This window comes from Streptomyces sp. JLBT605 (genome assembly GCF_058215555.1).
Genome location: NZ_CM177087.1, coordinates 1,379,031 through 1,390,404, shown reverse-complemented (window position 1 = coordinate 1,390,404; position 11,374 = coordinate 1,379,031). Strand labels below are relative to the sequence as shown.

The 11,374-nt window shown below is 70.0% G+C and carries 9 protein-coding genes and 4 pseudogenes; 10 read left to right on the top strand and 3 right to left on the bottom strand.

From position 1 onward, the window contains the following. The first annotated feature begins 68 nt into the window (after nucleotides 1–68). From AC4BDD_RS06365 to AC4BDD_RS06350, 4 genes are all read left to right on the top strand, one after another. Nucleotides 69–2,120, top strand: a complete 2,052-nt coding sequence (locus tag AC4BDD_RS06365; RefSeq protein ID WP_490689984.1) for an APC family permease — start codon at nucleotides 69–71, stop codon at nucleotides 2,118–2,120. Nucleotides 2,121–2,337: 217 nt separating this feature from the next. Then, nucleotides 2,338–3,666: a class I SAM-dependent RNA methyltransferase gene (locus tag AC4BDD_RS06360; protein ID WP_490689983.1), complete on the top strand. Its 1,329-nt coding sequence runs from the start codon at nucleotides 2,338–2,340 to the stop codon at nucleotides 3,664–3,666. Nucleotides 3,667–3,963: 297 nt separating this feature from the next. After that, the gene (locus AC4BDD_RS06355) at nucleotides 3,964–4,158 is read left to right on the top strand and encodes a ribbon-helix-helix protein, CopG family (RefSeq protein ID WP_490689982.1); all 195 of its coding nucleotides are present in this window, start codon (nucleotides 3,964–3,966) and stop codon (nucleotides 4,156–4,158) included. Continuing rightward, complete coding sequence (locus AC4BDD_RS06350; RefSeq protein WP_490689981.1) at nucleotides 4,155–4,547, top strand: type II toxin-antitoxin system death-on-curing family toxin; 393 nt, start codon at nucleotides 4,155–4,157, stop codon at nucleotides 4,545–4,547. Before AC4BDD_RS06355 ends, AC4BDD_RS06350 begins: the two co-directional genes overlap by 4 nt. A gap of 113 nt (nucleotides 4,548–4,660) precedes the next feature. On the opposite strand, the pseudogene AC4BDD_RS06345 reads toward AC4BDD_RS06350, so the two are convergent. Then, nucleotides 4,661–4,861: pseudogene (locus AC4BDD_RS06345) on the bottom strand (transposase family protein); the annotation flags it as partial. Nucleotides 4,862–5,328: 467 nt separating this feature from the next. Here AC4BDD_RS06345 and AC4BDD_RS06340 point away from each other — a divergent pair. The 3 genes and pseudogenes from AC4BDD_RS06340 to AC4BDD_RS06330 form a co-directional block, all read left to right on the top strand. Next, nucleotides 5,329–5,872: pseudogene (locus tag AC4BDD_RS06340) on the top strand (flavoprotein). A 112-nt stretch (nucleotides 5,873–5,984) separates the two neighbouring features. Then, on the top strand, nucleotides 5,985–7,133 hold the full coding sequence (locus AC4BDD_RS06335) for a hypothetical protein (protein ID WP_490689980.1): 1,149 nt from the start codon (nucleotides 5,985–5,987) through the stop codon (nucleotides 7,131–7,133). Between the two features lie 419 nt (nucleotides 7,134–7,552). Further along, nucleotides 7,553–7,744, top strand: a pseudogene (locus tag AC4BDD_RS06330) (6-pyruvoyl trahydropterin synthase family protein); the annotation flags it as partial. A gap of 188 nt (nucleotides 7,745–7,932) precedes the next feature. On the opposite strand, the pseudogene AC4BDD_RS06325 reads toward AC4BDD_RS06330, so the two are convergent. Further along, nucleotides 7,933–8,031 (bottom strand): annotated as a pseudogene (locus AC4BDD_RS06325) (phosphorothioated DNA-binding restriction endonuclease); the annotation flags it as partial. 359 nt (nucleotides 8,032–8,390) lie between these two features. Between AC4BDD_RS06325 and AC4BDD_RS06320 the strand changes: the two are divergent. Then, complete coding sequence (locus AC4BDD_RS06320) at nucleotides 8,391–8,729, top strand: SAV_915 family protein (RefSeq protein WP_490689979.1); 339 nt, start codon at nucleotides 8,391–8,393, stop codon at nucleotides 8,727–8,729. A gap of 13 nt (nucleotides 8,730–8,742) precedes the next feature. After that, nucleotides 8,743–10,077, top strand: a complete 1,335-nt coding sequence (gene lysA / locus AC4BDD_RS06315; RefSeq protein ID WP_490689978.1) for a diaminopimelate decarboxylase — start codon at nucleotides 8,743–8,745, stop codon at nucleotides 10,075–10,077. 76 nt (nucleotides 10,078–10,153) lie between these two features. Here lysA and AC4BDD_RS06310 read toward each other — a convergent pair whose 3' ends face one another. Further along, nucleotides 10,154–10,666, bottom strand: a complete 513-nt coding sequence (locus tag AC4BDD_RS06310) for a ribonuclease FAU-1 family protein (RefSeq protein WP_490689977.1) — start codon at nucleotides 10,664–10,666, stop codon at nucleotides 10,154–10,156. Between the two features lie 257 nt (nucleotides 10,667–10,923). Between AC4BDD_RS06310 and AC4BDD_RS06305 the strand changes: the two genes are divergently transcribed. Beyond that, a complete protein-coding gene (locus tag AC4BDD_RS06305; RefSeq protein WP_490689976.1) occupies nucleotides 10,924–11,325 on the top strand; it encodes a cell division protein SepF in 402 nt (133 codons plus the stop codon). Nucleotides 11,326–11,374 lie beyond the last annotated feature (49 nt).

Genomic DNA, 11,374 nt, shown 5'->3' with positions numbered 1-11,374 from the left:
CGCCTGCCGTTATCACCGGCGGCAGGCGGGTGGGCACCCCTTAAGCCGAACCTTTACGATCCTCTGTTGTGTCCAAACTGACCGACATCCCGAAACGGATCCTGATCGGCCGGGCGCTGCGCAGTGACAAGCTGGGGGAAACGCTCCTCTCCAAGCGCATCGCCCTCCCGGTCTTCGCCTCCGACCCGCTGTCCTCCGTGGCGTACGCACCCGGCGAGGTGCTGCTCGTGCTGTCCGTGGCGGGAGTGTCGGCCTACAGCTACAGCCCGTGGATCGCCGTCGCCGTCGTGGTGCTCATGTTCACCGTGGTCGCCTCCTACCGGCAGAACGTCCACGCGTACCCGAGCGGTGGCGGTGACTACGAGGTCGCCAACACCAACCTCGGACCCAGGGCGGGTCTCACCGTCGCCAGCGCCCTGCTCGTCGACTACGTCCTCACCGTGGCCGTGTCGATCGCCTCCGGCGTGGAGAACCTGGGCTCGGCCGTCCCCTTCGTCATCGAGCACAAGACCCTCTGCGCGGTCGGCATCATCCTGCTGCTCACCCTGATGAACCTGCGCGGGGTCAAGGAGTCCGGCAAGCTCTTCGCCATCCCGACCTACGTCTTCGTCGCCGGCGTCTTCCTGATGATCGCCTGGGGCGCCTACCGCGGACTGGTCTCGGGCGACGAGATGCACGCCCCCACCTCGGACTACGAGATCCACGCCGAGAAGACCGGACTGGCCGGGTTCGCGCTGATCTTCCTGCTGCTGCGCGCCTTCTCCTCCGGCTGCGCCGCGCTGACCGGCGTCGAGGCCATCAGCAACGGCGTGCCCGCCTTCCGCAAGCCCAAGAGCAAGAACGCGGCCACCACCCTCGCGCTGATGGGCGCCCTGGCCGTCACCATGTTCTGCGGGATCATCGCGCTGGCCATGGCCACCGATGTGAAGATGGCCGAGAACCCCGCGCACGACCTGCTGAAGAACGGCACCCCGGTCGGCGAGGACTACACCCAGGACCCGGTCATCTCCCAGGTCGCGGCCGCCGTCTTCGGCGACGGCACCTTCCTGTTCGTGGTGCTCGCCGCGGCCACCGCGCTGGTCCTCTTCCTCGCCGCCAACACCGCGTACAACGGCTTCCCGCTGCTCGGCTCGATCCTCGCCCAGGACCGCTACCTGCCGCGCCAGCTGCACACCCGCGGCGACCGGCTCGCGTTCTCCAACGGCATCGTGCTGCTGGCCGGCGCCGCGGCCGTGCTCGTGTGGATCTACGGCGCCGACTCCACCAAGCTGATCCAGCTCTACATCGTCGGCGTCTTCGTCTCCTTCACCCTCAGCCAGACCGGCATGGTGCGGCACTGGAACCGCCATCTGGCCACCGAGGAGGATCCGGCCAAGCGGCGCCACATGGTCCGCTCCCGCGCGATCAACGCGTTCGGCGCCTTCTTCACCGGCCTGGTGCTGGTCGTGGTGCTGGTGACCAAGTTCACCCACGGCGCCTGGGTCGCGCTGCTGGGCATGGTGATCTTCTACGTCACGATGTCCGCGATCCGGCGGCACTACGACGGCGTCGCCGATGAGCTCGCCGCCGACGACGCCCCCTACGACGACGCCGTACGCCCCTCCCGGGTACACGCCGTGGTGCTCGTGTCGAAGATCCACAAGCCGACCCTGCGCGCCCTGGCCTACGCCAAGCTGATGCGCTCCGACAAGCTGGAAGCCCTCAGCGTCGGCGTCGACGCGGCCGAGACCAAGGCCCTCCAGGCCGACTGGCAGGAGCGCGGCATAGACGTCCCGCTCAAGGTCCTGGACTCGCCCTACCGGGAGATCACCCGGCCGGTCATCGACTACGTCAAGAGCCTGCGGCGGGAGAGCCCGCGCGACGTGGTGAGCATCTACATCCCCGAGTACGTCGTCGGCCGCTGGTACGAGCACCTGCTGCACAACCAGAGCGCACTGCGCCTCAAGGGCCGGCTGCTGTTCACCCCCGGCGTCATGGTCACCTCGGTGCCCTGGCAGCTGGACTCCTCCGAGCAGGCGCGCAAGCGGGCCCGCAAGCGGGCCGAGTGGAACGCCCCCGGCTCGGTCCGGCGCGGCCCGGTGGCCCAGCCCAGGCAGGAGAAGGCGGCCTCCCGCAAGTGACGTAGGCCTGGTGCCCGGCGGGGGCCGACGCCAAGCGCCGTCGGCAAGGGCTGGCCGGTCGGGCAAGCGGTGGCCGGTCTGGCAAGGGCTGGTCGGTCGGGCAAGGGGCGGGCGGGACGTAGACTGGACGGCTGTTGTCCTGGACGGTCGCCGTCCGCCGCCCCTCCCGCACCCCCCTCCCTCCCGCAACCCCCTCACGTACTGGAGCCACCACGCCATGCAGTCCGAAGCCCACGCATCGCTGGTCGGCGAGGAGTACGAGGTCGAGGTGGGCCCCGTCGCGCACGGCGGTCACTGCATCGCCCGTACCCCGGACGGCCGGGTCCTCTTCGTCCGGCACACCCTGCCCGGCGAGCGGGTCCGCGCCAAGGTCACCGAGGGGGACGAGGGCTCCCGCTTCCTGCGCGCCGACGCGGTCGAGGTGCTGGAACCCTCCAAGGACCGGGTCGAGGCCCCCTGCCCCTTCTCCGGCCCCGGCCGCTGCGGCGGCTGCGACTGGCAGCACGCCAAGCCCGGCGCCCAGCGCCGCCTCAAGGGCGAGGTCATCGCCGAGCAGCTGCAGCGCCTGGCGGGGCTGACCCCCGAGGAGGCGGGCTGGGACGGCACGGTCATGCCGGCCGAGGGCGACAAGCTGCCCGCCGGCGAGGTGCCCGCCTGGCGCACCCGCGTCCAGTACGCCATCGACGCCTCCGGGCGCGCGGGCCTGCGCCGCCACCGCTCCCACGAGGTCGAGCCGGTCGACCACTGCATGATCGCCGCCCCCGGCGTCACCGAACTGGGCATCGAGCGCCGCACCTGGGAGGGCATGGCCTCCCTCGAGGCGATCGCGGCCACCGGCTCCGGCGACCGCCAGGTCATCCTCACCCCCCGCCCCGGCGCCCGGCTCCCCATCGTCGAGCTCGACAAGCCGGTCTCCGTCCTCCGCGTCGGCGAGAAGGACGGCGGGGTGCACCGGGTGCACGGCCGCCCCTTCGTCCGCGAGCGCGCGGACGACCGCACCTACCGCGTCGGCATGGGCGGCTTCTGGCAGGTCCACCCGAAGGCCGCCGACACCCTGGTCCGCGCCGTGATGCAGGGCCTGCTGCCGCGCAAGGGCGACACGGCCCTCGACCTCTACTGCGGCGTCGGCCTCTTCGCCGGCGCCCTCGCCGACCGCGTCGGCGACCAGGGCGCGGTGCTCGGCATCGAGTCGGGCAAGCGCTCCGTCGAGGACGCCCGCCACAACCTCCAGGAATTCGAGCGCGTCCGCATCGAGCAGGGCAAGGTCGAACAGATCCTCCCCCGCACCGGCATCACCGAGGTGGACCTGATCGTCCTCGACCCGCCCCGCGCCGGCGCGGGCAAGCAGACCGTGCGCCACCTGGCGAGCCTGCGAGCACGCCGCATCGCCTACGTCGCCTGCGACCCGGCCGCCCTCGCCCGCGACCTCGCCTACTTCCGCGACGGCGGCTACCGCGTCCGCACGCTCAGGGCCTTCGACCTCTTCCCGATGACGCACCACGTGGAGTGCGTGGCGATCCTGGAGCCGGCCGAGAAGGGCCGCTGACCTGCGCTTTCATTGTTCGGGTGGGTTGCTCGGCCTGGTTCCCTCCGTGTAGCGGTTCGAGCGGACGGATCGATCTTTGAGACCTCTCTGACCTGCGGATTCGTGAGCGAGGCGTTTGTATCGGCGGCGCCTTCAGAGGCTCTTTCGGATATTCATGACGCTCGGATGTCGCTCGAAGCGGACGTCTCTGCTGCAGCTCCGCAGGGGCGGTGCGAGCGACCACCCGGCCCACATTCTTTGGAGCTGAGAACGTGGCCCGACCGTGCCACTTTGATACCGGCCTGGTATCATCTCTGCATGGCGATGACACTCCGGCTCCCCGACGACCTTGACACGAAGCTCACCGAGCGGGCTCGTCGTGAGGGCCGCAGCAAGCAGGAACTTGCCATTGAGGCCATCCGTGACGCTCAGAACCGGGCCGAGCTGAAGGTCGAGGACGTCTTGGCCGAGATCATGGACAGCGATGCGGAGATCCTGGACTACCTGAAGTGATCGACGTGCGCTACATCCAGATCGACGAGATCCTGGCCATCGCCCGCACGGTCAACGGCACCGAGTACAGCGTGCGTGACATGGGCCTTCTGGTGTCGGCGATCAAGCGACCCCGGACGAACGTGTTCGGAGTCGAGTTGTATCCCACGCTGCACGAGAAGGCTGCGGCACTGCTGCACTCCGTCGCCCGCAATCACGCGCTGATCGACGGCAACAAGCGCACCGCCTGGCTCGCCATGCGTGTCTTCCTGCGGTTCAACGGTGTCAGCGCCAGTACCGTCCCACCACCCGTCTCCATTGCCGGCCCGTTCGTCGAGGAAGTTGCGCAGGACAACATCGACGTACCGGTCATCGCCAAGCGCCTGTCGACCTGGTTCCCCATTTCCTGACGTTCGACGTCGTGCGGTGGGGGACGGAATGAGTTTCCGTAAGCGGCGCTGGCTCCATGCATTCCGCCGGGCAGACTGATCCCGTTCTCTTGGGGTCCGTTCGTTCAGCGGAGGTGGGCAGACCCGAGGGAGATGCCGAAGCCGGCCGCGATCTGTGCGAGGGCGTCGTGCCGGGGCAGGTACATCAGCCCGACAAGGGCACGCTGGTGCGGTGGGAGCCTGCAGCGACGGTCACCCTCCCGGGTGGCGATGAGCGTGGTGACCCACTCGACGAGCGCATGAGGCAGATCGAGTGCAGCAGGATGAGAGACCAACGAGCCTCCTGCGCCGATGGGTTGAGACTTCGGACACCTCCCTCAACGGCACAGGAGCCTCGTGCGTTGCGGACCCTGGCCCCGCCCCCGATCAGTGGCCAAGCTGAAAGAACTCAGTACCGTCACCCTGGTCCGGCACACCGCCCACCAACGTCGCCCTCCACGAACTCAGTGCCCTGGTGGCCTTCGGCGACGGCGGCCTCGCCCTCCAGGCCGCGCGCCCGTTGATGCACCGGCACATCCCCGTGCCCGAGCGCTGGGCCGCCCTGTGGGTGGAGACGGCACGCGCCTACACCCAGCAAGGCCGCCTCTCCGACGGTTGCCAGGCCCTCCGGATCGCCGAGACCTGCGCCGCCCAGGATGTCCGCCGACCCGCCGTGCGCGACCTGGTCGCCGACATGGCCGCCCGCGACCGCCGCCATACCCTGCCAGAACTGCCCAACTTCAGGCCAACTGGGAGCTTCTGCGTGACTGAGCCGAACGCCCCGGAGAAGAAGCCCTTCCTGTACGTCGTCGTCTGCGCGTGCGGCATCGCCGGCGACCTCGGCAAGCTGATCACGGCCGCGCAGGAGCGGAACTGGGACGTCCGGGTCGTCGCCACTCCGGCGGGGCTGGGTGTCCTGGACACGGAGACGATCGAGGCGCAGACCGGCTACCCGATCCGCTCGGCCTGGCGTACGCCCGGCGAGGCCCGTCCGCTGCCGCCCGCCGACGCGATCGCCGTCGCGCCGGCCACCTTCAATACGGTCAACAAGTGGGCCGCCGGGATCTCCGACATCCTTGCCCTGGGAATCCTGTGCGAGGCGTACGGCATGGGCATCCTGGCCGCCGTCCTGCCTTACCTGAACTCGGCGCAGGCAGCTCCCCGCGTACCGCCGGAGTCTCGACCAACTGCGTGAGATGGGCGTCCTGATCGGCAGTTACTTGCCTCATCGGCCGAAGGCGGGCGGCGGTGCGGATCGTTTCCGGTGGGATGAGGCGCTGAAGCTGCTAGCTCCGAAGACGCGATAGGCAAGCGTCGCGGGACGGACGGCTGGGAGCCGTTGTCAGTGGCTTCCGATATGAATCGGTGTGGGAATGATATGAGTGGCCGCGGGAACTTGGCGGCGCGGTGGGGGAGTAGATGAGCGATCAGCCGGTGTTCGTGTTGGGCGAGGAACTGCAGGCTCTGGAGCTGGCTGGGTTCGAGACGGAAGCGGAGTTCCAGGAACTGCTCGCCCGCCATCCGCGCGTGCTGGACTTCGGAACGCTGGCCGACGGCCGGCCTCTGAGGCTGGTGCTGGTGGCTCGGGAGATGGGGGTCCCGACGAGCACGGAGAGTGCCCCGGTGTACTGGCTGGACCACCTCTTCGTCGACGCCGACGGCGTGCCGACCCTCGTGGAGGTCAAGCGGGCCACCGACACGCGGATCCGGCGCGAGGTCGTGGGCCAGATGCTGGACTACGCGGCGAACGCAGCCCGCTACTGGCCGGCTGCACTGCTGCAGAGCTCCTTCGAGGACACCTGTGCCAAGGACGGCCGGTCGATGGAGGAGGCGTACGGGGAGCTTCTCGGTGAACGTTCCGCAGAGGATTTCTGGGTGATGGTCGAGGAGCGGCTGGCCGCCGGGCAGATGCGTCTGCTGTTCGTCGCCGACCGGATTCCGCTGGAGCTGCGGGCGATCGTGGAGTTCCTGAACCGGCAGCTGCGACAGACCGATGTGTACGCGGTCGAGCTGACCCAGTATCGCGGTGGCGGAGACCTTCGCGTCCTCGTCCCGCGCATTCATGGGGAGGTCGCGACAGCGGCGAAGTCCCCCTCCGGGCGGCGTACTGCGCAGAGGACCACGCGGGACGACATGGACACGGCGATCCAGTCACGTCCGGATCCGGAAGTACGGCGGATCGCGACCGCCCTGCTCGATCACGCGACGGCCCACGGGCGACCGGAGGGCGGCACGGCCCGGTATCCGAGCATGCCCGTCTACTATCGCGTCTCCGGCCGTGAGGTGCCGTTCTGGACGCTGTCTCTGCGAGACGACCCGGCGAGGGACGACCTCTCCATCGCCTTCGGTTCCATCACCCATCACCTTGGCCGCGAAAGGGCGGCGGCATTCGCGGCTTCCTTGCCCACGGTCCCCGGCCTGCAGAAGAAGCTGGAGGCTCTGCCGGGAAAGGGCTATAACGCCTGGCCGTCGGTTTTGCTGACCTCGCTTGCCTCCGAGCCCGGCGCATTGGAGGGGATCTTGTCCGCGATCCAGGGGCTCATCGACGGTCACGAAGCCTCGGGCTGATCGCGTGTGCCAGGGGCCTGGGTGGCGGTCGTGGACAGCCCGGATCAGCCACGCTTCTCAGTTCGCCGGGAGCGGACAGGAAAGATCCGCAACGGGCTGGTGCACCGCGGCAAGGCATGCCGACGTACAACGCACACAGCTCGCCGCCACCCTCCGGGCCTGGCGTCAGGAACTCGCCACCGGCGGGGCAGAAGGAGCCTCCACGGTGGGCGCGTTGGGACGTGTCCGACTGTTACGGGCGGCCCGGCGCGAGGTCGTTCGCAAGGCGGCCCTGGTCACCGATGACCCGCTGTGCGACCGCTTCCTCACGTAGGTCCCCCTCAACATTGCCATCCGCGAGGGCGAAGGGTTGGACCGTTGACGGGGGCGGATGACCGGAGAGGAGCCCGGACGGCAGGTGGCACACTGGAGCCGCCACGCTGACGATCACCAAGGAGTTCCACTTCTCGGCCAGCCACGTCCTCCACAGGCTGCCGAGCTGGTACCCGTGTGCCCGCATGCACGGCCACAACTATGTCGTCGTGCTGGAACTGTCTGCCCGCCGCGAGGACCTCACCGAGGCGGGGTTTGTACGCGATTACCGCGAGCTCGATGACTTCAAGAAATGGATGGGCCGAATACCGGCCGGAGCGGTGAGTGGCAGCGGATGACACCTCGAGCGAGGCTCCCGCTGAGGTATCACCTCGGTTCCTGCTCGGCAGAGCGTGGCACACCATAGAGGACTGCCTGGCGTGCCAGGCGCGGTGGGCTGCGACGATACTGCGGGCGCCCGGCTGGGGCCGGTGAGGAAGCGTCCCGTGAGAGATACGACGTCCTCGCCGATCCCGCCACCGTAGCTGCAGGAGGCGCACTGGTACTCGGAGGCCGTCAACACCAGCTCTCGTATGGGGTTGGTCCTGTCGCCGTCGTACGGCCGAGTCGCGTTCGGGTTCCGGGCACCGACGCCCTCTTGGCTGGGCTTTCCCCGCTCGGCGGTGCGTTGGGCCGTCAGCGTCCCGTCAGCGCCGCCCCGTACGTCGTAAGCATCGCGTCAAGAGAGGGCCAAGAGCAGGGGCGGGGGGCCATGGCGGCATAGCGTCATGGGTGAGCCCCGGTGCGCCTCCCCGCTTCCGGGGCATTCCAGCTCGTGGTGAATCACTCGGATCCTCCCGGAGGCATCCCATGACAGAACTCCTGTGCGGCGAAGACCCGGAGCCTTCTGAACCGTTCCCGGCCGGGCCCCTGTACGTTCCGGTCCGGCCGGGTCCGGTCGGGTGTGTGACCCGGCTGTTCCGCACACCGCTCGGCGGTCGGACGGCCGTCGGCTTCACCTCCGAGCGCGGGCTGACCGCCACGCTCGGGCCCGATCAGCCGTGGATCAGGCTCGCCGAGCCCGCGTTGCGCGCGCTGGCCGCACCGCTCGGCGTCACCAGCGTCACGGTGGATCCGCAGTTCACGGCCCCGGCGGCGAGGCGTGGTGGGGGCGCGGGCCGCGCTGTGGAGGCGTCCGGTGTGCCAGGCCCGCGGCCGGGTGGCTGGGATCCGCAGGCCGTCGGCGCGCTGCGGGTGACCGCCGCGGGCGCGCTCGTCGCGGCGCTGTCGCTCTGGGCCGGCTGAAGGGGGCGACACCATGACCACCGTCCACGCTCCCGCCGTTGACATGGAGTTCGACGAACTGTCGGTGTGGCCGGCCTCCGCCGCGGAGCCCCGCCCGGGCGACCTCGCCGTCGGCGGGGTGCCGCTCGCCGAGATCGCCGAACGCTTCGGCACCCCGGTGTACGTCCTGGACGAGGACGAGGTCCGGCGGCGCTGCCGCACCTACCGGCATGCCTTCCCCGACGCCGAAGTCCTCTACGCCGCCAAGGCGTTCCTGTGCCGGGCCATGGTCCACTGGATGGACGAGGAGGGCCTCGGCCTCGACGTCTGCTCCGCCGGTGAGTTGGAACTCGCGGTCACCACCGGCTTCCCGCCCGAGCGGATCGTGCTGCACGGCAACGCCAAATCGCCGCGCGAGCTGCAGGTGGCCCTGCAGCTCGGCGTCGGCCGCATCGTCATCGACAGCCCCTCGGAGATCGCCCGGCTGGCCGCCGCGGTCGGCGCGGACGGGCACCAGAAGGTGATGGTCCGCGTGGTGCCCGGCATCAGCGCCGGCGGCCACGAGAAGATCCGCACCGGCACCGACGACCAGAAGTTCGGCCTGTCCATCGCCGACGGCTACGCCCAGCACGCCATCACCCGGATACTGGCCCAGCCGCAGCTGGAACTGACCGGACTCCACTGCCACCTGGGTTCGCAGATCACCGGCGTCAAGCCGTACCTGGCCGCCGTGCGGCGGATGGTGGGTCTGATGGCCCGGCTGTACGAGCAGCACGGCCTGGTCCTGCCCGAACTCGACCTCGGCGGAGGCCACGGCATCGCCTACCGCCCCGGCGATCGGGCCCTGGACCTCACCACACTGGCCCGCAAGGTCCGCGCCGAGCTGATCGAGGCGTGCGCCTCGGCCGGGCTCACCGTGCCGCGTCTGATCATCGAGCCGGGCAGGGCCATCGCCGGGCCGGCGGGCATCGCCCTGTACCACGTGCTGTCCGTCAAACGCACCGGCAGCCGCACCTTCGTCGCGGTGGACGGTGGCATGAGCGACAACCCCCGGCCGGCGCTGTACGGGGTGCGGTACGCGCCCCGCCTGGTCGGCCGGCGCGGCAGCGCACCCCTGACCCCGGTGACCGTGGTCGGCCGGCACTGCGAGGCCGGTGACATCGTGGCCGCCGACGTCCGACTCCCCGCCGACATACGCCCCGGCGACCTGCTCGCCGTCCCGGTGGCCGGGGCCTACCACCTGTCGATGGCCTCCGGTTACAACCTGGTCGGCCGCCCGCCGGTGGCCGCCGTGCGCGACGGTCTCGCCCGTCTGCTGGTACGGCGGGAGTCCCTGGACGACATCCGCGGCCGCGACGTGGGGCTGTAGCGGCGCCGGATGCCGGTGGCGGGCTCCCGGAGTTCGACGTGCGAGCCCGGGAACCTGCCACCAGGGGCCCGTCCGGTCAGCTCAGCTGGGCCGCCAGATCGCCGGCGCGGGCGAGTCGTTCCAGTTCGTCGAGGGCGCGGCGGGCCTGGTCGGCGGAGGCGGGGTCGCGCTGCGGCAGGCCGCTCGCCTCGAACTCGTCCTCGTCCAGGCGCAGTACCGTCCCGCCGTCGGCGGAGAGCCACAGGTCCAGGTCGAGGTCCTCGACGACCAGGCCGCCGGGCTCCACCCCGGCGGGGCGGGTCACATCGCAGTACCAGCCCTTGAGCGTGCCGTCCGCGCCGCGCACCTCCTTCACCGCGTACCAGCGGTCGCGCCAGTAGTGCTCGGTGAACACATCGCCGCTCTCGAAGCGGACGAAGCCGAAGTCGCGGGTGGCGGCCCCGGCCCACGGGGCGCTGACCACGACATGGGTGCCGTCATCGGCGGTGACCCGCGCGGGATACCGCACGTCGGGCCTGGGGTGTTTGACCAGCCTGACCGTCACTTCATCGCCCGGGGTCAGCACTGCGGCCCTGTTCGTCCCGCTCATCTGAGAAGCCTCGCTCCGTATCCGGTTGCAGTGTCACTGGGTTGGTTCGATGGGACGTTCCACGCCGTGCTGTTCTTCAGGCGCCGTGCGGCGGGTGGCCGTCCGCGGCCGAGCATCCAGCAGCTTCGTCCGCGACGTCCATCGCTTTTCGGCGGCGGTGCGGCGCGGCCGGGGTGTCGCTCCGTCAGGGATTGGTCTGGTCATCCCTAGAATTGCCTGATGCAGATATCCAGCGCGCTCGCCCGCGAGGTGGTCCGATGACCCGCCTCGACGTCACCGACGAGCAGTGGGAGGGGCTCGCCGAGGTCGTCCCGCTGCGTGGCCGGAACGAATGGCCGTCCTGGCCGAACCACCGGGCACTGCCCGAAGAGGAACCCGAGCCCGAGGTCTCCGGTAACCGGCGCCTCGTCGTCATCCGCGCCCAGTGCTTCGCGGACGCCCGCGAGGTCGCCGAGTACCTGCTCGCCCAGATCCCGGTGCTGCTCGACCTCACCAGCGCGGATGCCGAAGTCGCGCGTCGTATCCTGGATTTCGCCAGCGGAATCGTCTTCGGGCTCAGCAGCGGGATGCACCGGGTGGACACCAATGTCTTCCTTCTCGCGCCGGCCGGCACCGAGGTGGCCGAGCCGCGAATGTCCTCTGCCGTCCCTCGATCGTAGGAAGGACCCCGGGGCGTAACGGTTCGGCGGATTTCCGCGGAGATGTGGC

Coding starts and splice junctions, on each gene's coding strand:
- AC4BDD_RS06360 (WP_490689983.1), top strand. CDS start 2,338: ATGCAGTCCGAAGCCCACGCATCGCTGGTCGGCGAGGAGTACGAGGTC.
- AC4BDD_RS06355 (WP_490689982.1), top strand. CDS start 3,964: ATGGCGATGACACTCCGGCTCCCCGACGACCTTGACACGAAGCTCACC.
- AC4BDD_RS06335 (WP_490689980.1), top strand. CDS start 5,985: ATGAGCGATCAGCCGGTGTTCGTGTTGGGCGAGGAACTGCAGGCTCTG.
- lysA (WP_490689978.1), top strand. CDS start 8,743: ATGACCACCGTCCACGCTCCCGCCGTTGACATGGAGTTCGACGAACTG.
- AC4BDD_RS06310 (WP_490689977.1), bottom strand. CDS start 10,666: ATGAGCGGGACGAACAGGGCCGCAGTGCTGACCCCGGGCGATGAAGTG.
- AC4BDD_RS06305 (WP_490689976.1), top strand. CDS start 10,924: ATGACCCGCCTCGACGTCACCGACGAGCAGTGGGAGGGGCTCGCCGAG.